This window comes from Mycoplasmopsis fermentans PG18, assembly GCF_000209735.1.
Classification (GTDB): domain Bacteria; phylum Bacillota_I; class Bacilli_A; order Mycoplasmatales; family Metamycoplasmataceae; genus Mycoplasmopsis; species Mycoplasmopsis fermentans.
In genome coordinates this window covers 166846-192037 of record NC_021002.1, presented here as the reverse complement: position 1 = coordinate 192037, position 25192 = coordinate 166846, and the positions used below count along the sequence as shown (strand labels likewise).

Sequence of the window (25192 nt, the reverse complement as noted above, 5' to 3'; positions counted from 1 at the left end):
TTAAATTAATTATCATAGTTTTCTGGTCTTTGGCTATCAAATAAGTTAAAGTCTTCAGCTTCATTTTCAACACCATCAACAAAGTTAAATTCTGTTAATTTTGGTAATTCAGCTAATGATTTAATTTTAAAGTAATCATAAAACTTGTTTGTAATTCCATAAAGAATTGGGTTACCTGGTGTAGGGCTAATTCCGACTTCTTCAATAACACCTTTTGTTAAAAGTGAGTTTAAAACTTGATCACTTTGAACACCACGAATGTTGTTAATCATTGAACGTGTAACTGGTTGTTTATAAGCTGTAATTCCAGCAACTTCAATAGCAGCATTTGATAAGCGGTGTTTTTTAACTACTTGCACCATTTTGGTAATGTATTCTTTATATGTTTCACGAGTAGCTAATTTATAAACTTCATTGAAGTTAACTATTTTTAATGCACCATCAGCATCATTGTATGATTTAATAAAATCATTCATAACTTTTCTAGCTTCTGCAATTGTGTTAAGTCCAAAGATTTCTTTAACTTGGATTAATGTTAATCCTTCATCTCCTTGAACATATAGTAAAGCTTCTAATATTTTATTTTTCATATTCAGGCCCCTTTTCAAATGTAATTGTGCCAAATTGTTCATTTTGTTTTAATATAATAATTTGTCTTCTAGATAAGTCTAAAACCGCTAAAAGTGTGATAACGAAGTGATTTAATGATGGTTGTTTAAAAATCATTTCGAATGTGACTGTGTCACAGTGGTCAAATAAGTTTAAGATAAAAGGTATTTGATCCTTAGGTGTTAAGTTAAATGTTTCAAGCTTAGTTCTTCTAAGCTGCATTGCGTAAGTACGCTCAAACATTTTTCTAAGTGTTGTTATTAACTTAAGTGGATTTGAAGCTCCATCAAGTGCAGTTGAGTCATCATCAACCATAAATTCTTCAACATCACTTGGACTCTTAATAAAGATTTCATGACGTAAAGCTTCTTGTTGTCTAAGTGTTTGTGAAATTTCTTTGAATTGTTGGTATTCATAAAGACGGCGTAAGATTTCTCGTTTGTCTTCTTCAATTTCTGGTTTTTCTTCTGGAGTAAAGAGAAGCATTTTAGTTTTAAGAGCTAAAAGTGTAGCAGCCATAACTAAATAATCACCAGCAATATCAATTTCATGCTCTTGTAAATTTTGAATAATTTTCAAGTAAGCTGTAGCAAGTTCACTAACGTCAACATCCATGATATCAACATTTTTTTCTTGAACTAGTGCTAATAGAAGATCAAGTGGTCCATCAAAGTTTTCTAACTTAATGTCATATTTATGATCATCTGTTGCATATAAACTAGCTTTCATTTTCTAGCTCCCTTTCCATAAGACTTTTTACTCTATCTGCTAAAGCTCCTGGGTCCATTGACATAAATGTACTTGGTTTAATTGGATTCAAGAACTTAACTTTGAATTCTTGTTTCTTTCATCTGTTTTTGTTAAGTGCTTTTCTTGTGTCACTAATAACTACAGGTACTATTGGTAAATAATGACTGATTGCAACTTTGAAAGCACCTGATTTAAATTCACCTAAGCCATCTTCTTCAACTCTTGTACCTTCAGGAAAGATAACACCATAAGTTCTATTTTCTTTAATAAAAGTTCCAAATTTAGTTAAGCTTTCAAAAGCATCTCTAAAGTTATTTCTATCAATGTAAATTGAGTCAATTAAATTAAGTGCACTTTTAACAACAGCTTTTTTAGATAATTCTTTTTTAGCTAAAAATGTTGCTATTTTGTTCATTTCTTCTTTTGATGCGGTTTTCTTAGATAAAGCTTCCATTAAGATCAAAGCATCAGCATTTGATTTGTGGTTTGGAATCAATAAACAAGGCGCTTTAGGTAAATTGTCATAACCTTCAACAGTAACTTTAATGTTGTATAGCTTTAAATATTTTTTAACTTTTTTAAGTAATCAATCGTATCTTTGTTGTGGTGTATAGTAATCAGGAGTATGACGATATTTACGCGCATAAACACTAATCCGATAAATCCTTCATAATCATATTCACCATGTAAGAAACATTTTTAAATGATAATTCATATTACTCCTTCTTTTTCAAAACCACAGCTACTAAATAGTCATCTTCATGTGAAATTGAAATATCAAAATTTTTATGTTGTCAACTTTCGTTTTCTTTTTGAAGTTTAATGTTTTTAAATTCGAACAAAGAATTGTCAACTTTAAACATTGCTTCTTTTATTGCTCAAATTGCTGCTAAAAATTTACTTTTCAAATAATTGTCTTTTATCAGCAAATATTTTTCCAGTTCGTTTGGATGTAAAAACTTTTTAACAAAATCAATTTTTGCTTTTTCAAATCTGGAAATTTTAACTAAATCAACACCTATCATAGTTCTAATTATATTTTAATATTTAGTATTATACTTAAATTTAATTACAAAAGCAACTTTTTTCCTTAAAAATCAAAAGGCTTTTATATATAAAAGAAAAATAAAAAAACAACTTTTGTTATAGTTTTAAAACTTTGTTAACTACAACTTCTGTTGTTTTTGCAATGACTGAAGTTTCATTATTATTGAATCTTGATTCCTCTCCAAAATCAAATTCGCCAAATTCATCATTTTCATTAATAAATGAATCATAAAGAAATGACAATTCTCCTGATTTTAAAGACATTTTCTTGAAAAAATTGTTTGATAAATCAAAATTTTGAGTGTCATATGAATCAACTTTATTTTTTAAATCGATTCATTTTTTTAAGTCAAATAAATCAATTTCTTCATTTTTATTTCTCTTAAATTCATTGACTGTATGGTTTAAAAATTTTTGTTCAAGAAAATTGTTGTTTTGATAAATTTCACAAAACAATTTAAAATTTTTGAGCAATTCTTCATCGCTATTAATTAAACTTTTAAACATTGAATTTTCATCATATGTGCCATTAATTTGGTTTAATTTTTCTTGAACTAATTTGTCATTTTTCATGATTTAATTATATAAAAAAAGCCGCTAGGGCTTATATTATTTTTCGCTTTTAACTAATTCTGAAAATTCTGCATTAACATTATCTTCATATGGTTCTAAAATTTTTGCCATTTCATTATATTGGTCACTTGTGAAATTAGGCATAACAACTTGAAGAGCTACTTTTAGATTTCCCGTTCCTTTTTTAGTTCTAATCCCTTTTCCTGTTAAATTAAGAACTTTACCAAATTGGTAAGTATTTTTCATTTTAATTCTTTCAAATCCGTATGGTGTTGGAACTAAAACTGAATTTTCTTTAACAATATCTAAGAAAGAAACTGGCAATTCTAAGAATAAATCTAGACCATTTCTCTTGAAGTATTTATGTTCTTTAACAATGATAACAATGTATAAGTCACCTGATTCACCACCATTACGACCTTTTTCGCCATAACCATCGATTTTAATTTTGTCGCCGCTGTCTGAACCTTCCGGAATTTTGAAAGTAACATTTTTTAATTTTTTCGTATATAAAGATCCATTACATTCACGACAAGTTTTGCCAATTAATTTACCTGTTCCATTACATTTATCACATGTTGAAACCATTTTCATGTAACCTAGTACAGAACGTGTTTGTGTTTCTTTTTGTCCCTTTCCTTGACAAACATTACAAGTTCTAACATCACTTGGATTATCAGCTCCTGTTCCTTTACATCTACTACATAATTCAAATTTATTTAATTTTTCTTTAAACTCTTTACCTTTAACAGCTTCAATGAAATCAACTACAATTTCAGTGTAAATATCATCGCCTCTTGCTTTTTCTACTTTTGAAGATTTTTGTTTTGAAGCTCCACCTCCAAAATTGAATACTGTATCAAAAATATTTTGAGTAAACTTGCTAAAGTCTCTCATTTCTCCACCAAAGTTCATTCCAAAACCTTGTCCAGGTCGTGGACCATCTGGTGAACCAAAACGATCATAATTAGATTTTTTGGTTGGATCACTTAAAACTTCATAAGCTTCATTTAGCTCTTGCATCTTTTGATCACTGGTACCATCTTTTAATTTATCAGGGTGATATTTCATTGCTAATTTACGGTAAGCAGTTTTAATTTCTCTTTCACTAGCTGTTTTTGGAACACCTAGCACATCATAATAATTCTTTTTAGGCATATTTCTATTTTAGCACATTTATATCGAGAGTGCTAAATTTTCTTTAAATAACTTTTATATATATAAAATGTTAATTAAAATTTTGATTGATTAATTTTACAAAAAAGCTTATAAAACAGTGATTTTCGTAAAAATATTAATTTTAAAAATATTGAAATACATAGCAAATATTTTTAAAAATTTACCCAATAAATATTTATTATTTTTTTAAAAATACTATGATTTTTGTTATAATAAAAAACATAATTAGCCGTCATAGCTCAGTCGGTAGAGCACATCCATGGTAAGGATGGGGTCGCTGGTTCAAGTCCAGTTGTCGGCACCATTTGTTTTATTAAACACCAATTTTATTTTTAATAGAATGACTATAATGGTATGATTTTTCCATTATGAATTTTTATTTTTCATATAAAGGAGGTTGAAATGTCAAAAATAACTAAACAGGAAAGAGCAGAAAAATTATTTGCAAATACTCCAATAAAGAAAGCTATTTGAATAGTTGCCATTCCCTCTTTATTAAGTAGTTTAATGTTTGGTTTATATACTTTTATTGATCAAGTTTTCTTACAAAAATTTGTTCCTGATAATAGAAATATTTGAAGCGAAATGATTCAATTTTTACCAGATACTTTAAACTCTTTAACTTCAAACGAATTGAAGCAGAAATACTTGGATATCATAAATAACTCCAGTTATAAAGATCTGAATTTAGGAAAAATTGATGCTAATGGGGTTGTTTCAATGACCACAGCTGCAATTCAACCTTTAATTATTTTTTCTAACTCAATAGTATTTTTAGTACCTGTTGGTGCAAGTATTTATTACACAAAATGTATTTCTAAAAAATTAGAAAAAAGTGGAAGAGACTTGTGAGCAACTATGTTTTGAATGACAGTAGCTTTATCATTCTTAGCAACCTTAATGTCATTTATCTTTATATGATCGGGTCTTGTTGATGCTTTTGCAGGTAAAACTAATATTAGAAATTTAACCTTAATGACTAAAGAAGACAATGAAACACTACAAGCATTTTATGATGCTTCAAGACATCTTAGTGTTCATTGAGCAAAACAATATGTTTATATTTATGCCTCAGGAACAATACTTCAAGGTCTTTCAATGCTTTTATCTTACTTTATTAGAGCAGAAGGCTATAACGCTTATGTTATGGGCTGAGTTATTGGAGCAAACATTGTAAATGTTGTTTTAGACTGAGTATTTATTGTGCCATGTAAAATGGGTGTATTAGGTGGTGTTGTTGCTACTATTATTGGTTGGTCAATTAACTTAACTGCCTACTTAGCTTATGTGGTAATTAATAGCAAGCGGAATAAAACCTGACTTTCGCTTGGACACTTATTCAAATTTAAATTTAATAAAAAATTATTGTTGCCTACTTTTGCCTTAGGTTTTAGTGGTTTCATAAGATCATTTGGTGTTGCTATTTCATTTGCTGTTATGAACATTTTCTTAACCAAAACTCCTTTTGCGGAACCACTTTCATTCCAATATTATTGGTCAAAAGGTATGCCGATTGTTTCATTATTCTTAGTTTCTATTTTTGGTATTAATGATGGAGCTAGAAGCTTAATGTCATATAACTATACGCGAAGAAACTTTAAAAGATGCAAAGAAGTTTATCTTTGAACTATGTTATCTGCAGTTATCTATTCAATTTTGGCTTACAGTTTTGTAGCTGCTACAGCTGATAACTTATGATTAATTGCGCTTAATGTTCAACCAGATAGAGCTGCTGGAACTACTTTATTTATTAGAATAGTTACACTAAGAGTTATTGCTTTGAGTTTATCAATTAGCTCACTTCTTGTTTTCCAAGGAACAAATGATATTGGTAAATCAATAATGGCTTCAATTATGGAAAACTTTATAACTTTTGCTGTAATTATGCCAAGTATGTTTGGTATTGCCATTGGTATTTTCAACAAATTTGGAAGCAAATATATTGCTAACTGAATAATGGTTGCAGCATTCATTGCTAATGCTTTAGTCGCTTCAATAATTTTATTAATTTGAAGCTACATTTATGTCTCTAAAGTTATACCTAAAATTGATCAAGCTAAACTTACTTGAAGTAGAAAACTTGAACACAAATTCTTTGCAGAAGCCGCAAAACTTGAAGAAGAATATAAAAAACAACTTGAACAAGAGGATGATAGTAATAAAGATCAGCCTGTTCTTCAAATGCAAAATTAAACTTGCTATTTAGCAAGTTTTTTTATAAAAAGATAAAGATGCATTTTTGACGTCTTTATCTATAAACAGTAATGATTGGGAATTTTTTAGTGAAATCTCTAACCTTCTTTTTAAGGCTATTAAATAACTTTTCACTTTCTGGTTTTAGAATAGTTTCATGATTCTTTAAGATAGTATCAATAATATCAGCTAGCTCTCTTCATTTAGTAAATTTTCTTGAAGTCATAGCTGCTGTGCCTAATCTAATACCGCTCGCAATCATAGGACTTAAAGTGTCAAAAGGCACTGTATTTTTGTTAACTGTTATGTTAAATTTATTTAACAAACTTTCAGCATCTTTACCTGAAATTTTATAGCTTTGATATACATTGATTGTAAATAAATGGTTATCAGTTCCACCAGAAACAATAGCAACGTTTTTATCTAAAAATGCTTGTGCAAATTCTTTAGAATTTTCTACTATTTTTTTACCATATTCTTTAAATGAAGGCAATAACGCTTCTCCAAAAGCCACAGCTTTACCTGCTATTGTATGGAATAGAGGCCCACCTTGATATCCAGGAAATACTCAGCGATCAATTTTCTTAGCTAACTCTTCATTGTTAGTCATTATAATTGCACCTCTAGCACCTCTTAAAGTTTTATGAGTTGTAGTGGTAATAACATCAGCATAGCCTACTGGACTAGGATGTACACCTGCAATAATTAAACCTGAAATATGCGCAATATCAGCCATCAAGTAAGCACCGCATGCATCTGCAATTTCTCTAAATTTTGCTCAATCAATAATTCTTGAATAAGCTGAGTAACCAGCAATAATTACTTTTGGTTTTTCTTTAATAGCTATTTTTTTAATTGCTTCATAATCTAAGAATCCATTTTTATCTACTTCATATGAAACGCTATTATATAAAATTCCACTAAATGAAATCTTGTAACCATGAGTTAAGTGACCACCCGATGCAAGTGAAAGCCCCATAATTTTTTCGCCTGTTTTTGCTAAAGAAGCTAAGGCTGCTGCATTAGCAACACTGCCTGAATAAGGTTGAACATTAGCAAATTTAACATTAAATAATTTTTTGGCTCTTTCGATTGCTAAATTTTCAACAACATCAACATTTTCGCAGCCACCATAATATCTACGGTAAGGATAACCTTCACCATATTTATTTGTTAGAATGCTTCCTGTTGCTTTTAAAACATCTTCTGAAACATAGTTTTCTGATGCAATTAATTCAATATGATTATTTTGGCGATCAGTTTCATTGTTAATTGCTTCTTCAATTTTTTTGTCCAATAATTTAATTTTGTTATACATAATGCCTCCTAATTATTGAATTCATTATTGATTTTTTGAATTTCTTCATTGCTTCCAATAATTCTTAAAGTAACATTTCTTGATTCTGGTTTTGCAAATTCATCAATTTGATAAATTTCAAAAATAAAAGCTACTTTTTTGATTTCAATAATTTTATCATCAATTGATTGATGTGGTTTTAATTCGAAAGTTAAGTCAATTGATTTAAATGGTGTTGAATCATAATTTTCAAATAATTTATAGCCTTTATTTACTTCTTTATGTACTTCACAAACTCAAGCATCTACACTATTATATGAAGGGTTTACTTTTCCTAATCAACCTATAAAACTGTTGTTTTGGTAAATTTTTGCTGATACATTTGGATGTATAAATTGATTATCTTTAAAAGGTTTAAATACTAAATTATTATCATTTAAAAAGTTAACTACATCTTGTTTTACTTGTTCAAAAGTTTTTGTATTTGATAGTAAACCGTAAACATATTTTCCATTATTAATCATTCCACATTCAAATAAATTTAAACGATTCATTTTTCTTTTTAGGTTGTATTCTGCAACTTCTAAAAGTGAAGGAACAATTGAATTTCTAATTGCTTCTCTTTCTTTTGAAACAAAAGTTTGAAGTTTTAAATCTTCTTTAAATTCAAAAGGATTAAATTTAAGAGCATCAATATTTGTTAAAGTAAATGTTCTTACTTCTTGATAACCCATTGATTGTAATAAGCTTTTATCATTATTCCTTTTGTTAATTTTAAATGGAGCTAATGCAGGAGCTTCAGTTTTAAATTTGTCATAACCATAGAATCTAAAGTATTCTTCAATTATGTCTTCATAACAATTTAAATCAGTTCTATAAGTTGGAGCTGAAAGACGATTATAAAATATTTTGAATCCAATTCTTTGCAATTGATCCTCAACTTTTTCAAATTCTTTGTCCAAATCCTTGATTTGCAATCCTGAGTATTTTCCTAATAATTTCTTTTGTTGTAAGAAAATTTTATTCTTAGTCTTTGATGGCAAATTAATTAAAACTGAAGAAGGTTGCTTATCTTCAAAAGCTTTATATTTTAAATATTCCATACCATTTCTTACTAATTCTGTACTTAAAACCTTACCGCCTTGCAATGATGAAGCTGAATCAATTTTAATTTCTTTAGCTGTATGTCTAACATCAGAAGGATTAAAATTACCAATTTCAAAAACAACATATTTACTTTTACGATTTGCTGCAGTTTCTTCTAAGCCCATAACTGAAGCTAATGAAACTACTTTATCTTTTGAATAAATAGCTAAAGCATTTTTTACTTCAATTTCTTTATTACCTAAAATAGTAACTTTGCCACTATATTTTTTGCAAGTTAATTCTTCGCCTATTTCGCTGCGATCATAAACATGAGTTGGAGCACCAGTATAAATTAAGTTTAAATTTGTAACATCTATTGCTCAAACATTTTTAGCTTCTACATTATGTTTTGCTAAAAATAACATATCTTCGATTTTAGTGTCTTTGTGTTTGAATCTGCATTCTAGAAAACTTAAAGCATTCGCTTCACCATTATCAACTTTTTGAATTTGTTTGTGAATTCCAGTTTTGTAGTTTTTCTTGTAATCAAATCATTTAAAAGGAGTTTGATAGTAGGCTGCTATTTCTTGAGCTAAAACATAATAACTATTTGAATCGCCTCTATTTGCTGGAGTGGTAATATCAATAATATAGTCATTTAAGCCAAAATATTCCATAGGATCAGTTTTTAAACTTGTATATCTATTAGGATTTAACAAAATAATATCATCTTTATCAAAAGGCAATTTATTTGGATCATAACCTAACTCACTATAACCTGAAAACATACCTTGAGAAACAACGCCTGCCATTTCTTTATCTTGAAATACAAAGTCGCCTTTTTGACTTCCTTTAACAAAAATAACAGCTATTTTGTTCTTCTGCGCATTTTGTGCTTTGGTTTGAATTGTTAATTTTCCTTTATCAGTTTCAACTTCAACAATTGTTAAACCATTTGATTTTGGATTAGGTTTAACATCAATTATTCTAGCAAACTTAATTCCTTTAACATCACTAAATTTAGTCATGCTTTCAACTTCATAACCTAAATTATTAATGACCTTTTCAATAGTTTCATCTAACTTAATTTTAGGCATAAATTTATTTAATTCTCTTAATGAAATAATCATATTAATCCTTTCTTAAATCTCAATTAATTGGATTTTTTAATAATGAATTTACTCTTATAAAAAACTTTGAATCTTTAAAACTATTAGTTGTTTTTGAATATGCAAGAGGGGAAGGGTGAGAAGTAAAAATAATTTTGTTTTCATCTATTTTATAGTCATTTTGAACAATTTGCAATATTCTTTTTGCATCATTTCCTCAGATGCCAAATATGACATTTTTATTTTTTTTCAAAATGTATTTAATTAAATTAATAACAAATATTTCTCAGCCAAAATTCTTATGGCTTAATGGTTGATTTTCATTAACACTTAAACAAGTATTAATTAATAAAACTCCTTGTTTTGCTCAACTTTTTAAGCTATAAGTTTCAATGTTTGTTTCAGAATAATCTTTCTTTAATTCTTTAAAAATATTGTTTAAACTTTTAGGACAAATATTGCCTTGAGTACTAAAAGCTAAACCATCTGCTTGGTTTTTTAAATAATAAGGATCTTGTCCAATTATTATTAATTTAGTCTCTTCTGCTTCAAAATAATTTAAAGCATCAAAACGTAATTCTTTAGGTGGAAAAACATTGTGTTTTTGTTCTTCTTGAGTAACTTTTTTTATTAATTCTTGATAATAGTTTTTAGATTCTTCTTGTTTTAAAAATGTTTGGAAGCTATTCTTCATAGTTAAATTGATTTAAAGTTCTCAAGTCATTTTTATAGAATTCTCTAACATCCTTGATGTTGTATTTAATCATTGTCAAACGTTCAATTCCAATGCCTGCAGCAAAACCGTTAAATTCTTTTGAATCATAACCTGCAAGTTCCATAACATTTGGATGAAGCATACCAGCACCTAAAACTTCGATTCAACCATTTTTATAATAAACATCAACTTCAACACTTGGTTCAGTAAAAGGGAAATAACTTGGTCTAAGTCTTAGTTCAACTTCTTCTTCAAATACATAAGAAAGAAGTGATTTTAGTGTTCAAATTAAATTGTTGAAGCTTACACTTTTGCCAACACTGACAAAGTCTAATTGTGTAAATTGATGTGAGTGAGTTGCATCATCTTCATCATTACGATAAACTTTTCCAATAGCGAAATTATTCATTTCTTTGTTTGCATTTCTTTCAAGTTCAAGTGCACTAATTCCAGTGTTGTGTGTTCTTAAAAGAGTTGTTGGATTTAAATATAATGAATCGTGCATAGCACGAGCAGGGTGATCTTCAGGAATGTTTAATTTTTGAAAATTATAAACATCGCTAACAATTTCACTTTCATTTGATTCAAAATATCCGTTTTGAATAAATCAATCTCTAAGTCTATTTTCTACTATTGTAATTGGGTGCAATGAACCAGGATTGTCAACTGGTTTAGTTACATCAACATATTGGCTTTCAATTATTTTTTTGATTTTATCGGCTTCAATTTTAAATTCAATTTCTTTGAATTTTTCTTCATAAAAGTTTCTTAAAGTTGCAATTTTTTGACCTATTTCTTTTTTCTCTTCAGGCGAAGCTGTTCTAATTTTTGTTTGTAATTGAACTATTTCAGAGTCCTTTGAATATACTTTGCTTTTAGCTAATTTTAAATCTTCAAATGTTTTGATTTCTTCTCATTTAATATCATTCATGTTATTTATCTCCTTTAATGTTTTTTATAAAATTGTAATATTTTAGTAAGCTTGGTGAATCATTATTATCTGGTTCAAAAAACTTTTTACTTGCTATTCTTTTTGGCAAATACTCCTGTTTTACCCAGTGATTAGGAAAATCATGCGGATATTTATAATCAAGACCATCTCCTAATTTGCTTGCTGATTTATAGTGTGCATCTCTTAAATGTTTTGGTATTTCATAAATGTTACCTTGCTCAATAAAAGGTTCAACTTTTTGAATTGCTTTATAAACTGTGTTACTTTTAGGAGCTATTGCTACTGAAATTATTATGTAATATAAAGGTAAGTAAGCTTCAGGAAAACCTAATCTTTCCACTGCATTAAAAGCAGCTTCTACTCGCATTGGTAATGTTGGATCAGCTAAACCTACATCTTCATATGTGGCTGCTGTTAATCTTCTAAAAAGACCCATGTAGTCGCCTGTTTTTAAGATTAAAGCTCCATAATAAAGTGCTGCATCAACATCACTTCCTCTTAATGATTTATGAAATGCTTATAGGTTGTTGTAGTGAGCATTTGATTCTTTATCACTATAAAAGTTGACATTTGGAATTAAAGTTTTTATGCTTTCTTCAGTGACTTCTTTGTCTTTATTAAGTAAAGTTAAAATTTGCAAATTGTTAATACAAGATCGATAATCGCCAGTTGAATTTTTGATTAATACTTTTAGTATGTCATCTTTGATTTTAAATTTTGGATAATAAGTTTTGATGATTTTTTTAAGTCCAAATAAAATTTCTTCTTCACTAAGTTTATTAAATTGCAAGATTTGCATTCTGCTTCTTAAAGCTGGATTGACTTTAAAATAAGGATTCTCAGTTGTAGTTGCATAAACAATTATTTTGTCATATTCTAAATAAGAAAGTAAGATGTCTTGTTTGTCTTTATTTAATCTGTGAATTTCATCAATAATAATGATGTCATTTGTTTGAATGGTATTGACCAATTCATCTTTATTGTTGATTGTTGCATTAAAATAACCATATTTAAGTTTTAAGTCATTAGCAAGAGCAACTGCTGCTGAGCTTTTTCCAGTTCCACTTTCACCAAAAAATATAAAGCTTGTTGAGGCTTTATTTTTAACTATTTCTTTTAATAAAGAGACAACATGCTTTTGGCCGACAATGTCATCTAAAGTTCTTGGTCTTATTTCATTAGCTAAATTTTTCATATTCTTATTTTATTCTAAAAGAGTAAAATGCTAGCAAAAAAGCATAAAAAAATTAAAAAAATTAATTTTGTTCATTTTTTTGGTTATTTTATATATTAAAAGTATACTTTTATTCAATAAAAGCTTTATTTTAGTTATTGAAAAATAAAAAAGTACCAGCATTTGGCACTTTTTTATTTTTAAATTAACTATTCAGCATCTTCTTCTTTAAATGATGATGAGTCTGCATTGCTCATTGAATCTAATAATTCTTCAAAAGCTTTGATTGTTAAACGAAGTTGGTCATATTCTTTTTCTTTGATAAAACCATTGATTTTGTCAATTTCAGCTTGAGCTTGATTAATTTGATCTTGTGTTAATTTGTCTTTGTTTTCTTCTAAAACACTTTCAAATTTAGCAACCATTGTTTCAGCACGAACAATAATTTCTATATCTGCAGCACGTTTTGCATCAGCTTCACGGTTTTCTTCAGCTTCTTTAATCATTCTTTCAACTTCTTCTTCAGAAAGTTTTGATGAGTTTTTAATAGTAATACTTTGTTCTTTTTGAGTATCTTTATCTTTTGCAGAAACTGTTGTTATACCGTTAGCATCAATTTTGAAACTTACTTCGATTTGTGGAATTCCACGAGGAGCTGGACGAATACCTGTTAAGTTAAATTGACCTAATAATTTGTTTTCTGAAGCAACTGGTCTTTCACCTTGAACAATTTTAATTGTAACATCTGTTTGGTTGTTTTCAAATGTTGTAAATGTTTCACTCTTTGTAATAGGAATACGTGTGTTTCTTGGAATAAGAGGTGTTGAGATACCACCAGCTGTTTCAATACCAAGTGTAAGAGGTGTAACGTCAACTAAAAGAATGTCGTTAATGTCACCTGCAAGAACAGCGCCTTGAATTGCAGCACCCATTGCAACAACTTCATCAGGATTAACTGATTTATTTGGTTTTCTATTTAATATTTTTTCAACAAGAGCTTGAACAGCAGGAATACGTGTTGAACCACCAACAAGTAAGATTTCATCTAAGTCTGAAATCTTGAGTTTAGCTTCACTTAAAGCATCTTGTATTGGTCTACGGCAACGTTCAACAAGTTTTGCAGTCATTTTTTCGAATTCACTACGTTTTAATTCAGCTTCAACGTTAATAGGTTCATGATTGTCTAATAAAACAAGGAATGGTAATGAAATGTGAGCAACTAATGATGAAGATAAGTCAATTTTTGCTTTTTCAGCAGCAGCTTTTAGACGAGCCATTGCCATTTTGTTTTCACGAATGTCAATTTTGTGATCGTTTTTAATTTTAGCAACTAATCAATCTACAATTTCATGGTCTCAGTCATCACCACCAAGTTTGTTGTCACCTGAAGTTGCAAGAACTTCAAATGTACCATCAGCTAATTCAAGAATTGAAACGTCGAATGTACCACCACCAAGGTCAAATACAAGAACTTTCATTTCTTTGTTTGTTTTATCAAGTCCAAATGCTAAAGCAGCAGCAGTAGGTTCGTTAATAATACGAAGAACGTCTAAACCTGCAATTTTACCTGCGATTTTTGTGGCTTCACGTTGTGCATTGTCAAAGTAAGCAGGAACTGTAATAACAGCTTCAATTTTGTGTCCAACTTTTTCTTCTGCATATTTTCTTAAGTGGTCAAGAATAATAGCTGAAATTTCTTCTGGTTTGTATTCTTTTCCATTTGCTTTAAATATTTTTTTTGTACCCATGAATCTTTTTACAGATGCAATAGTATCTGGGTTTGTTTCGATTTGGTTTTTGGCATTTTCACCAACAATAATTTCGCCATCTTTGAAACTTACAACAGATGGAGTTGTTCTTTTACCATTGTAGTTTTCAAGAACGATTGGTGTACCACCATCAACAATAGCTACAGCTGAGTTAGTTGTACCTAAGTCTATACCAATAATAGTTTCTTTTGCCATAATTTTCCTTTCAAATACGTTTTAGTATATGTATAAATAATAACACATTTTTAGCACTCACAACATAAAAGTGCTAAATTTTTCAATTTTTTTTAACAAATTAACTCAATAATTACTCAATAAATATTGCTTACTAAAAAGAAAAATTAAATTTCGATTAATATATAATCAATAAAAAAGAATAAAAAAATAATTAGATCCGCACGTCTCTAATTTGCATAAAAATTATAATATTTTTTTATTTTTTGCTTTAGAAAAGTTGAATTTAATTATTTTTTATTTTCAAAATCTGTTGCAAACAAATTAATAGTTGTTGTGTTTTGATCTTCTAAATCCATTTTAAAATTCTTTTTACAAACATTATTTTTTGTTTCACTGTCAGGATGATTTTTGAAGAATTCACGAGCAAATTCTTTGACTTTTGAGCCTGCTCCAAAGGGAAATTTGCAATTATATTGCTCATTCATTTTTTGCATAAAGTATAAAAAATAATCTCTTGCAATAATAGATGCACAAGCTACTTCAAGGCTAATACTTTCTGCTTTATAAGCAAGTAAAATATCACCTTGAATTTGATTAAAGTCAGCTCAATTATTTAGCTTAACTAAATCTGTGTAATATCTTTCAATACTGCTTTTTGTTGAATATTGATCAATAAAAACATAATCTACAGCGCCTATTTTTTCTTGAAGTGAACTAATTGCACTTAAATGTGTAAACATTTTTAAAAAATTTCCATTGTAAGTTTTATTTAATGTATTGTAACCTTTTGGACTTAAATGATGAATTGCATACTTAACAATTTTTTTAAGTTTATAAGCCATCATTTTAATTTGTTTATCACTTAATTTTTTGCTATCTTTGACACCTAAATCAATAACTTCTTGAATCTTATCTTGAGGAATAAAGACTGCAGCACAACAAAGTGGACCAAAATAATCGCCCACTCCTACTTCGTCAACTCCAATGAGTTTTTTGTCTTTAATATCCAAAGAAAAATTGTATTCAAGAAATTTCATAATTAGTCTTCCAAATCTGCTTCTTCGTCACGACGTTTAATTAATTTAGCCATAACTTTATTACTTTTTTCTATTTCTTTTTCAGGATTATCAAGGAATTTATTGATGTATTCACCAACTGCTCCCTGGCGGTTTGTTTTCTTTAATTTGATTGTTGCATATTTTTTAACTGCATCTGGTGCATTACCAACAGCTACAGAAATATTAGCAACTTTAAACATAGGCACATCGTTGAAACCATCACCAAATGCTACAGTGTGTTCTAAATCAATTCCATAGTATCTAGCTAATAATGAAAGTGCTCTACCTTTATTAACCGAAACATTAGTAATATCAAAAACTGGAGTTAAACCTTCACCTTTTGATCAGTATGAGAATTCACCTAAGTCACCATATTTAGCTCTTAAGTATTTTCTTAATGCTTCAACATCTGTGGTTTCTTTAACATCAAAAATAATTCCAGTTGGTTTAAGAGGAATTTTTTCAAAATTTAAACCAACGATAAATTTAGCACTGCTTGAGAATCCAAAAACTCTTTCTAAATCAGGATCTCTATGTTGAAGTTGAACTCAACCAGGTCCCTCAATAGCAACATTGCTAATTTCATTTTTAACTATAGGGTCTCCTAAAATATAGAGCATTTCGTTTAAGTCTAAATATTTGATGTAAGGAATAAAGTTTTCATCTTCAGGGTGGTGAATTTGTGCACCATTGTAGTTAGCTACAACCGTATCAAGTCCTAAAGCTTTATAAATTGGTTTTGTACTTCTTCATGGTCTACCAGTTAAAGCACAAACAATGTGGCCTTCTTTTTTGGCTCTTGCTATTGCTTCAGCTGTTGTATTATGAACTTCACCTGTTGCACTTGATGCTAAAAGTGTTCCATCAAGGTCAATAGCAAATAAATATTGAGGTTTATTTTTTTTGTTACTCATTTGTTCCTTTCGTTAGTAATAATTGTAAGAAAAGTAAAATATAATAAATATCACCCAAATTTTACCAAAGACTAACTTTTTTCGTTAACTTCTTTGAAAATAACTTCCACATTTTCATATTTTTTTTCATTTTTGATAGTAATTATTGCATAACTTGGTTTTGAATTTCAACGTGGCAATGAAGGTGAGCCAGGGTTTAACAAAATTTTATGAGTTTTAACATCTTTATAATAAATAGGAAAATGAGAGTGACCACAAATTAAAAAGTCACAATCTATATTTTTTGTTTCATCAAATAACACATTTGGTGTTCTTAATGATCAATAATCTCCGATCATATGACCATGTTCAACATGAAATTTATAATCAGCTAAAGTGAAATCTAAAGTAGGCTTGTTTAAGCAATATTTGTCAAAATAAATATCATTATTACCATCAACGCAATAATCAAAATTGCTTATCATATAGTCTTTATCTAGTAAATGATCGCCACAACTTATTGCATAATCATAGTCCTCATTTTTTAAGATTTTGTCAGCTATTGATTTTTTCCCGTGAATATCACTGACTACTAAAATTTTTATTTCTTTTTCCATAATTTTCTCTTTTAAAATTATAAAATAAAATCAAAAAATGATTCATAAAGAACCATTTTAAAATTATTCAATTTTTCTAAAACTACTGTTTTATAGTATTATTTGCCAAATTTTTTCAAGAGTTCTTCAACTCTTTTTGAAAGTACTTCAATTGTTTCTTCTGATTTTTCAAACTTAGCTTCTTCAGTAGGAGCTGGTTGTTCAAATTTGATTTCTACAGGTTTAGAAGATGAAGAAGTTTCATTCTTTTTAAATGATAATGCAGCTGAATTATTGATCTTAATTTTTGAAAATCCTTCATTAATAGAAGTAATAGGATATTCAACAATTCTTTCGAGTAAAACTTGGTTTTCATCATTTGTTACAAAAATGTAATCATCAACTGTCATTGGATAGGCATCTGTAACAATATAAGGTTTTGTTTTAAGTTGAGCAAAAATTGGTTTACCTAAATTCTTTTTGCCTGATTTAGTGATGTTGCTTACATGAATTCTTTTAACATAAGTTTCATTAGCTAACATTGCTAAAGTTTCATGAGCTTCAACCATTGCAAAAGCAACAATTGAATCCATTGGTGGCATATAACAACTCTTAGTTCCATTTGATTTGGTACCATAAATTTGAACATCATTTTCAGTATATAAAGAAGCCATACCACGTTTGGTAATTAATAAAACATCTTTATATCCATTTGAAAGTTTAGCTCCAACTAATTCATCACCTTTTCTAAGTTTCATAGCTGTAAAAGTTTTGTTTGGACGACTAACTTCAAATTCTTTTAAAACAACTCTTTTTCCTTGAGCTTCTTTAGTAAATAAGCAAACATAGTTTTGTATGTTAAAGTCAGTGACATTAATTGCGCCAACTAATTCTTCACCTGAAACTAATTCAACAAAGTCACTTAAGTGAACTCCAAAATCTTTTCATTTGCTTTCTTCTATTTTATAAATAGGTACCATTGCATAATTACCTAAATTTGTGAAAAGCAATAAATTGTTAATTGTGTTGCTTTTTTCAAAACAAATAATTTTGTCGCCTTCTTTAATTCCATAAGTTAAGAAGTCATTTGAGTTCACAACTTTGTTGCTCATTCTTTTTAAGTAGCCATGTTTTGTAACTCCAATATAAGTTTCTTCTTCTTTAACTAAGTCAGCTTCATTGTAACTTACTTTAAATGCTTCTTCAGTAATAGTTGTTCTTCTTGGACGGCCAAATTGTTTTTTAATTTCTTGCAATGTTTCAATTAAGTATTGATCAAAAGCTTCTTTATCATTTAGTAACATTTCGACATGTTTGATTTGTTTTTCTAATTCTTCTTTTTCTAATAAGAAAGCTTCTTTATCAGTTTTGGAAAGTTTGTAAAGTCTTAATTCAGCAATAGCTGTTGCTTGATTCAAGGTAAAACCAAAGTGGTTCATTAAGTTTTGAATAACACCAGCTTTTGAGTTTTCACTTTTTCTAATAACTGCGATTACTTCATCAGTAATTTCTGCAACTTTAAGAAAACCTAAAACAATTTCTAATCTAGCTTTATATTTAACTAAATCAAATTCGAGTGTTTTTCTTTTGACATCACGAACGTGATCAAGATAGCAATTTAATAAATCATTTAAACCTAAAGTTTGTGGTGAATTATTTTTAATAGCCACATTATTATAGGTATAGTAAATTTGCATTTCAGTTTTTTGAAGCAAGTAATTTAAAATAACTTCTTCATTGGCTTTTTTATCTAAAGTGATAAGAATGCTAATTCCATTTCGGTCTGATTGATCCTTAATTTCAAGTAGACCACTAACACTTTCTTTAGCAATAATTAAATCAATATCATGAACTAATTTTGATTTAATAACACCATAAGGAATTTCATTAATTTCGATAAATTTATTTTTTTTGTCTTCAAAAGTTCTATATCTTGAAACAAGAGTAATTCTTCCTCTTCCTCTTTCAAAAGCTTCATAAATTCCTTGTTGTCCATAGACAACACCACCTGTTGGAAAATCGGGTCCCTTTACATATTTAAATAATTTTGAAAGCTGAATATCAGGGTTTTTAATTTTTGCAATTGAGGCATCTAATATTTCATTTAAGTTGTGCGGTGGCATTTCAGTAGCAAAACCTGAAGCTATACCTTTAGCCCCATTTAATAATAAATTTGGAATAAGTGAAGGTAAAACAACTGGCTCTTTTTCACTATCATCAAAGTTAGGAGCAAACTTAACTGTATTTTTCTTTAAGTCACCAATAACTAAGTCAGCTAAAGCAGCTAATCTAACTTCAGTATAACGCATTGCAGCTGCAGGGTCATCATCAATAGATCCAACATTCCCATGCATTTCTAAAAGTGTATGTCCCATTTTTCAATCTTGAGCCATACGAACCATAGCTTCATAAATTGAACTATCACCATGTGGGTGATATTTACCAATAACATCACCAACAACACGAGCAGATTTTTTAAAAGGTTTATTTCATTGCAAACCTAATTCATACATAGAATAAAGAATTCTTCTTTGAACAGGTTTAAGTCCATCTCTAACATCAGGTAAAGCACGTTGTTGAATAATATATTTTGAATAACGACTAAAACGGTCAGCCATTATAGTATCAAGATTTTCTTTAATAATCTTGCTTAATAAATCATTTAATTTGTTTTCTTGATTTTTATTCATAATGGCTCCTTTCTATATTTCAAAATCATCTTCTAAACTAAATTCAACATTCTTGTTAATTCATTCTTTACGTGGTTCAACATTGTCACCCATAAGTGTTGAAACACGACGTTCAGCTAAAGCAGCATCTTCTATTTTTACTTGTACAAGAGTTCTAGTTATAGGATTCATTGTGGTTTCTCACAATTGATCAGCATTCATTTCACCAAGTCCTTTATAACGTTGTACTTCAGCATTTTTAAAGTTAGGTAACTGTAAAAGTTCTCTTAATTCATTTTCATCTCAAGCATATAAAACTTCTTTTTTACCTCTAGTTGAAGTTAATTTAAATAAAGGTGGAAGAGCTATATAAACCATTCCATTTTCAACTAATTGGCGCATGTGTCTAAAGAAGAAAGTAAGTAATAAAATTTGAATATGAGCACCATCAGTATCGGCATCGGTCATAATAACAACTTTTCCGTATTGAGCTTTTTTAAGGTCAAATTCGTCACCAACACCAGCGCCGATTGTATTAATTATTGTTCCAATTTCTTCATTTTTTAAAATCTCAAAAAGACGAGCTTTTTCAGTATTAATAACTTTTCCTCTTAAAGGTAAAATTGCTTGATATTTACGATCACGTCCAAGTTTTGCACTACCTCCAGCAGAGTCACCTTCGACTAAGAATAATTCTTTTTCAGCAGGCACTTTGCTTTGAGCTGGAGTTAATTTACCACTTAAAATTTGTTTTTCTTTTAAAGCATTTTTTGTACTTCTAGCTTCTGCTCTCGCTTTTCTTGCGGCGGCTCTAGATTCTGAAGCTCTCTTAATTTTTTCAAGTATTTTTTTGGCTAATGGTTTATTTTCATTAATTCAAATTTTAAAGTTTTTAGAAACTATTTCTTCAACTACGCCTTTAGCTTCTGGTGTTCCTAACTTTTCTTTTGTTTGACTAACAAATTCAAGTAATTTTTCAGGAATCTTAACTGAAAGAATAATAGTTAGACCCTCTCTAATGTCATCACCATCAAAAGTGTTTTTGCCTTTTAAAGCTTTTTCTTCTAAAGCAAATTCATTAAATGTTTTAGTTAAAGCAGACTTAAGTCCTATTTCATGTGTACCACCATCTTTGGTCTTAACATTATTAACAAAACTTAAAACTGTTTCATTATAACTATCTGTGTATTGGAAGCCGCATTCGACTTCAATATCTCTTTTTGTTTCTTTAAAAGTTTTGATGTCCCCAAGTGCATTTTTTGAATCATTAATGAAATCAACAAAAGCATGGAGACCATCTTCATACATAAATTCTGTTTCACGATCACTTATTTCATCTTTGAAGTGAATTCTTAATCCACCAATTAAAAAACAACTTTCTCTAAGACGTTCAGCAATAGTTTCATAACTAAATTTTGCGCGTTTAAAAATTTCATAGTTTGGTCAAAATTCAACCATGGTACCATGTTTGTTTGTATTTCCAACTTCGAGTGTTCTTTGGACAATATTATCACCATTTTCAAAAATTGTTTCATAGATTTTTTTGTCGCGGTAAACTGTGACAATTAATTTTGTGCTTAAAGCATTAACTACTGAAGACCCAACACCATGAAGTCCACCACTAGTTTTATAAGCTCCTTCATTAAATTTTCCACCAGCATGAAGTTCAGTGAAAACTAATTCAACTGCACTTTTACCTGAAGGAGTTTTACCAACTGGAATTCCACGACCATTATCCATGACTTTGACTGATCCATTTTTAGTTAAAGTTACACTAATTTCATTTGCATAACCAGCTAAAGCCTCATCGATTGAGTTATCGACAATTTCTCAAATTAAGTGATGAAGTCCATTAACATCTGTACTTCCAATGTACATCCCTGGACGTTTTCGAACAGCTTCTAAGCCTTTTAATTGTTGTATACTTGATTCGTCATATTTTTGCATATATTAATAATACTATTTTTAATGTTAATACTAAATATAAATTTAAATTTTTACGTTTGTATAAATTTTTTAAAAATTTAAACAATTAAAGTCATCAATTTTTGTATGAAAAATAAAAAACTTGCAACTTTTTGCAAGTAATTTACCAAATTAGCCCATAATTGTATCAAGTAAGTTGTCAAAATACAATTGGAATCTTTTAATTGTGTTGTCATTAATTTGATTTTTGTTGGCTGAATCAGTTGAGAAACCTAATACTTTTGATTCGTCGATTTTTGTGTTTGATATCTCATTTTCAAGAGAAATCAATTTGTAAAAAATCGATTTAATTTTATTTCTAACAACTTCATTTTCAACATTTAATTTGAATTGAATATCTTTATTTTTTATTTTTTTGATTTTTGTAAAGTCTTCTACTTTGCTGTCACTAACTTCAAATTTAGAATCTAAATCTATTTTCGATAATGTTCTTAAAGTTTGAGATCATTTAAAAATATTTCATGAGAACATTGTTTTAAAATCAAATTTGTTTTCTAGTGATTCTGCATATGTTGTTGTTGCAGGAGACCAACTATCTGGTCCACCAAAATTCATCTTTTTGTAATAATAAACATTGCCATATTTTAATACTTTGGTATTTCATGTTGCTTTTGAAGGATCATTACTATATACACCTTTAAAGTAGTATTTAATAGTTTCGCCTGTTGGATAATTGTAACTATTGTTAAGTAAATCAAAAGAAGCTTCATCGTTGAAACAATAATTTAATCAGTCAATAACTTTAGGCAATCTTTCGATTTCTTCATCACTTCAACTTGCAAGAGGAACAAAATGAATTTGACGTAAATTCGAATTATCTGTCTTTATATTTTGATCATTAATTGACTCATCGGTTGCTTTTAGGCTAGTACCTTTAGAAGTCATTTGAAAAACATAATTGTTTAAATCAAAAATTGATTGGAAGAATTTATTAACATCTTTTTTAAGTTGGTCATCTCTTTTAAGTTTGCTTAAAGCCATTAAACCTGGAGCATATTCACTAACTCCTTTTGCTTGGTCAATTGTAATAAAATTGAGAACTTTGTTATTGATTTTGTTAATTGCAGAGTTTTGATCAACAAAACCTACTAAGTTTGTCATTAGAATTGCACCTGGTAATAAAGCTAAACCTGAGGCGATAGCTCCCATTGAACGGTAGAATATTACGCTTTCGCCCTTATTTTTTCTTTTAATAATTGGTCTTTTGAAAAATGCTTTTAGACAAAGAAATACTATTTCACCAATTAGACCAAAAATTGCTGTGAAACCTAAAATTATGACCCCAACTAACATCGGTTTTAGTGTTTTAAGTTTATTCATTAAATTTAAATTAGACTGTTTGGTACTAATTGATTGCTCAATAATAAGAGGAGCCACAATTATACCTAAGATAAAGCCTAAAAAGTTAAATCCTAAAGACATTAAACCTGCATAAAATCCTCTTTTAGCCCCAATAGCAATTGCGACCAAAAGGACTATCAAAAAGACAGATATGGAAATTAAGACGCATCATCCATTAGTTGCTAATGCCTTTCAATTATCTTCATAAGTTCTCATAAATACCTCATTAATTATTCTAAAATTTCTGAATCATCTTTGATTACAAAAGGATCTTTTTTGTTAATTCTATCGATGAATAATTTTCCTTCCAGGTGATCAAATTCATGTTGCGCAACAATTGCTGCATAATCAACTAAATCATAATGCTTCACTTTCTTTTCAAAATATGAATAAGCTTCTAAAACGATTCTTTTCTTACGATAAACATAGCCTTCTTGATTTTTAATGTTGTCCCCAACACTTAAACAACCTTCGCCAGGTAATGAAACTTCATATTCGCTGGTTGCTAAAACTTTTGGATTAATTAATACATCTCTAAAGTCTTCAATTTTAGCTCCATTTATTGTTTCATTGTTAATGTTTATATAAAACATTCTTTTTGGAATTCCATATTGAATAGCTGCAACTCCAACACCAGGTCTAAAACCTAATTTAGAATCTTCTTTCTGGCTTTCGTCTATGTGATAAATCATTTTTTTAGCTAATTCTTCATCTTCTTTTGAAAGAGGAATTTTGACTTCTTTTGATTTCTTCCTTAAAATTTTTTCAGGTAATTCAACTAGTTTTATTTCATATTTCATAATAATATTATATATTAAGTATTAAATACTAAATATAATGTAAGTAACAATTTTAATTTTGGAGAATAAAATGTTAAGAATTATCAGTGGAAAATATCGTCATTTAAATATAGAACAACCTAAAACTTTGGAAACAAGACCAACTATGGATCGTGTTCGTGAAGCTATTTTTTCATCAATAAGATTTAACTTAGAAGGTGCTTGCATTTTAGATCTTTTTGCAGGTAGTGGTGCTTTTAGTTTTGAAGCATTAAGCAACTATGCGGTAAAAGCAATAGCTGTTGATAATAATAATGAAGCAATTAAAGCAATAAGAAATAATGCTTTAAAACTAAAAGCTGAAAATATCGATATTGTAAAAGATGATGTTTTGAATTATTTACAAAAGAATTCGGGACGTAAATTTGATTTTATTTTTATTGATGCTCCATACAAGGAATATCAATTGATTAATAAATCTCTTGAATTAATAGTTGATAATAAATTTTTAACTAAAAATGGTTTAATTATTTTAGAAACTGACAATTTCTTAATGATTGATATTCCAAAAAAGCTTACAATACAAAAACAAAAACAATATGGAAAAGTAAATATTTTGTTTATCTCAAATAATAATTAAATAAGAAGGCAATACCTTCTTATCCTAGATTGTAATCTGTAAGTTTACACCTAGAAATTTGGAATATCGCATGTCGATATTCCTTTTTAATTATTAATATTGTTATTATTTTTTGTCCAATAGGACAAATAAAAGTGAGGGCATTAGCCCTCCCTAAAATATTTGGCGACTTGTCGCCCTTTCTAAAATATTATTTTAATTTTCCTATTTTTTTGAAAAACAAATTTCTATTCTTGTTACTTTCTCAGTTTCTCTTTTGTTTTCCATATAATAATTTGTCAATACCTGTTGAATTTCAAGGATTTTCTGCATTCAATTTTTCGTACATTTCCAAAGCAGATAAATATCCAAAAATTTCTCTTGGACGATTGTTTATTTCATTTTGTACTTTTAGAATTTCTTCTTCAGTAATATCATCAAAATTAGTTTTTTTCTTAAAAAATCTTCTAACTAAACCATTGAAATTTTCATTTGAACCCCTTTGAAAAGAAGCATATGGATCAGCTTTATATATAAAAATTTTTAGTTTATATCCAATGAAAAATAATGTTGAAAATTCTAATCCATTATCCTGAGTTATAGATTTAACATTTAATTTAT

Annotated in this window: 21 protein-coding genes, 1 tRNA gene and 1 pseudogene; 3 read left to right on the top strand and 20 right to left on the bottom strand. The window is 28.6% G+C overall.

The genetic code is table 4. The annotated features are described in order from the left end of the window. Nucleotides 1-5: 5 nt before the first annotated feature. From scpB to MBIO_RS00960, 6 genes are all read right to left on the bottom strand, one after another. Nucleotides 6-590: an SMC-Scp complex subunit ScpB gene (gene scpB, locus MBIO_RS00985; protein ID WP_013526679.1), complete on the bottom strand. Its 585-nt coding sequence runs from the start codon at nt 588-590 to the stop codon at nt 6-8. Beyond that, the gene (locus tag MBIO_RS00980; RefSeq protein ID WP_013354376.1) at nt 580-1338 is read right to left on the bottom strand and encodes a segregation/condensation protein A; all 759 of its coding nucleotides are present in this window, start codon (nt 1336-1338) and stop codon (nt 580-582) included. The genes scpB and MBIO_RS00980 overlap by 11 nt, the downstream gene beginning before the upstream one ends. Beyond that, a complete protein-coding gene (locus tag MBIO_RS00975; RefSeq protein WP_013354375.1) occupies nt 1328-2074 on the bottom strand; it encodes a lysophospholipid acyltransferase family protein in 747 nt (248 codons plus the stop codon). The genes MBIO_RS00980 and MBIO_RS00975 overlap by 11 nt, the downstream gene beginning before the upstream one ends. A gap of 1 nt (nt 2075) precedes the next feature. Further along, the gene (locus MBIO_RS00970) at nt 2076-2384 is read right to left on the bottom strand and encodes a holo-ACP synthase (RefSeq protein ID WP_013354374.1); all 309 of its coding nucleotides are present in this window, start codon (nt 2382-2384) and stop codon (nt 2076-2078) included. Between the two features lie 118 nt (nt 2385-2502). Then, nucleotides 2503-2979, bottom strand: a complete 477-nt coding sequence (locus MBIO_RS00965) for a hypothetical protein (protein ID WP_013354373.1) — start codon at nt 2977-2979, stop codon at nt 2503-2505. Nucleotides 2980-3015: 36 nt separating this feature from the next. After that, complete coding sequence (locus tag MBIO_RS00960) at nt 3016-4137, bottom strand: DnaJ C-terminal domain-containing protein (protein WP_013526678.1); 1122 nt, start codon at nt 4135-4137, stop codon at nt 3016-3018. 249 nt (nt 4138-4386) lie between these two features. On the opposite strand from MBIO_RS00960, the gene MBIO_RS00955 reads away from it, so the two are divergent. Together MBIO_RS00955 and MBIO_RS00950 are read left to right on the top strand one after the other, a co-directional pair. After that, nucleotides 4387-4462, top strand: a tRNA-Thr gene (locus MBIO_RS00955). 98 nt (nt 4463-4560) lie between these two features. Further along, complete coding sequence (locus tag MBIO_RS00950) at nt 4561-6351, top strand: MATE family efflux transporter (RefSeq protein WP_041594185.1); 1791 nt, start codon at nt 4561-4563, stop codon at nt 6349-6351. Nucleotides 6352-6406: 55 nt separating this feature from the next. On the opposite strand, the gene glyA is transcribed toward MBIO_RS00950, so the two are convergent. The 13 genes and pseudogenes from glyA to def all read right to left on the bottom strand — a co-directional run bounded on the left by glyA (nt 6407) and on the right by def (nt 23973). After that, complete coding sequence (glyA, locus tag MBIO_RS00945) at nt 6407-7669, bottom strand: serine hydroxymethyltransferase (RefSeq protein ID WP_013354370.1); 1263 nt, start codon at nt 7667-7669, stop codon at nt 6407-6409. An 8-nt stretch (nt 7670-7677) separates the two neighbouring features. Beyond that, nucleotides 7678-9864, bottom strand: a complete 2187-nt coding sequence (locus tag MBIO_RS00940; protein WP_013526676.1) for a phenylalanine--tRNA ligase subunit beta — start codon at nt 9862-9864, stop codon at nt 7678-7680. 1 nt (nt 9865) lies between these two features. After that, entirely contained in the window at nt 9866-10537 is a 672-nt protein-coding gene (locus tag MBIO_RS00935; RefSeq protein ID WP_041594184.1) for a uracil-DNA glycosylase, read from the bottom strand. Continuing rightward, nucleotides 10527-11489, bottom strand: coding sequence for a phenylalanine--tRNA ligase subunit alpha (pheS, locus tag MBIO_RS00930; protein ID WP_013526674.1), 963 nt, complete (start codon nt 11487-11489; stop codon nt 10527-10529). The genes MBIO_RS00935 and pheS overlap by 11 nt, the downstream gene beginning before the upstream one ends. A 1-nt stretch (nt 11490) precedes the next feature. Next, nucleotides 11491-12705 (bottom strand): annotated as a pseudogene (locus tag MBIO_RS05260) (replication-associated recombination protein A). Between the two features lie 188 nt (nt 12706-12893). Further along, nucleotides 12894-14648, bottom strand: a complete 1755-nt coding sequence (gene dnaK / locus MBIO_RS00920) for a molecular chaperone DnaK (protein WP_041594183.1) — start codon at nt 14646-14648, stop codon at nt 12894-12896. Nucleotides 14649-14917: 269 nt separating this feature from the next. Then, on the bottom strand, nt 14918-15667 hold the full coding sequence (locus MBIO_RS00915) for a ribonuclease HIII (RefSeq protein WP_013526672.1): 750 nt from the start codon (nt 15665-15667) through the stop codon (nt 14918-14920). Nucleotides 15668-15669: 2 nt separating this feature from the next. Further along, nucleotides 15670-16602 (bottom strand): Cof-type HAD-IIB family hydrolase, encoded by a 933-nt coding sequence (locus MBIO_RS00910; RefSeq protein ID WP_013354363.1) that lies wholly within the window; start codon nt 16600-16602, stop codon nt 15670-15672. Between the two features lie 71 nt (nt 16603-16673). Then, nucleotides 16674-17198, bottom strand: a complete 525-nt coding sequence (locus MBIO_RS00905) for a metallophosphoesterase family protein (RefSeq protein ID WP_013354362.1) — start codon at nt 17196-17198, stop codon at nt 16674-16676. A 98-nt stretch (nt 17199-17296) separates the two neighbouring features. Next, nucleotides 17297-19867, bottom strand: coding sequence for a DNA topoisomerase IV subunit A (locus tag MBIO_RS00900; protein WP_041594182.1), 2571 nt, complete (start codon nt 19865-19867; stop codon nt 17297-17299). A gap of 12 nt (nt 19868-19879) precedes the next feature. After that, nucleotides 19880-21793, bottom strand: a complete 1914-nt coding sequence (gene parE, locus MBIO_RS00895) for a DNA topoisomerase IV subunit B (protein WP_013526670.1) — start codon at nt 21791-21793, stop codon at nt 19880-19882. 150 nt (nt 21794-21943) lie between these two features. Next, complete coding sequence (locus MBIO_RS00890; RefSeq protein WP_041594181.1) at nt 21944-23389, bottom strand: hypothetical protein; 1446 nt, start codon at nt 23387-23389, stop codon at nt 21944-21946. A 14-nt stretch (nt 23390-23403) separates the two neighbouring features. Continuing rightward, nucleotides 23404-23973, bottom strand: coding sequence for a peptide deformylase (def, locus tag MBIO_RS00885; protein ID WP_013526668.1), 570 nt, complete (start codon nt 23971-23973; stop codon nt 23404-23406). 70 nt (nt 23974-24043) lie between these two features. Between def and rsmD the strand changes: the two genes are divergently transcribed. Further along, nucleotides 24044-24592 (top strand): 16S rRNA (guanine(966)-N(2))-methyltransferase RsmD, encoded by a 549-nt coding sequence (gene rsmD, locus MBIO_RS00880; protein ID WP_013526667.1) that lies wholly within the window; start codon nt 24044-24046, stop codon nt 24590-24592. Nucleotides 24593-24782: 190 nt separating this feature from the next. Here the strand turns inward: rsmD and MBIO_RS00875 are convergent. Continuing rightward, on the bottom strand, nt 24783-25192 hold a 410-nt coding region (locus MBIO_RS00875; protein ID WP_041594180.1), incomplete at its 5' end, for an IS30 family transposase.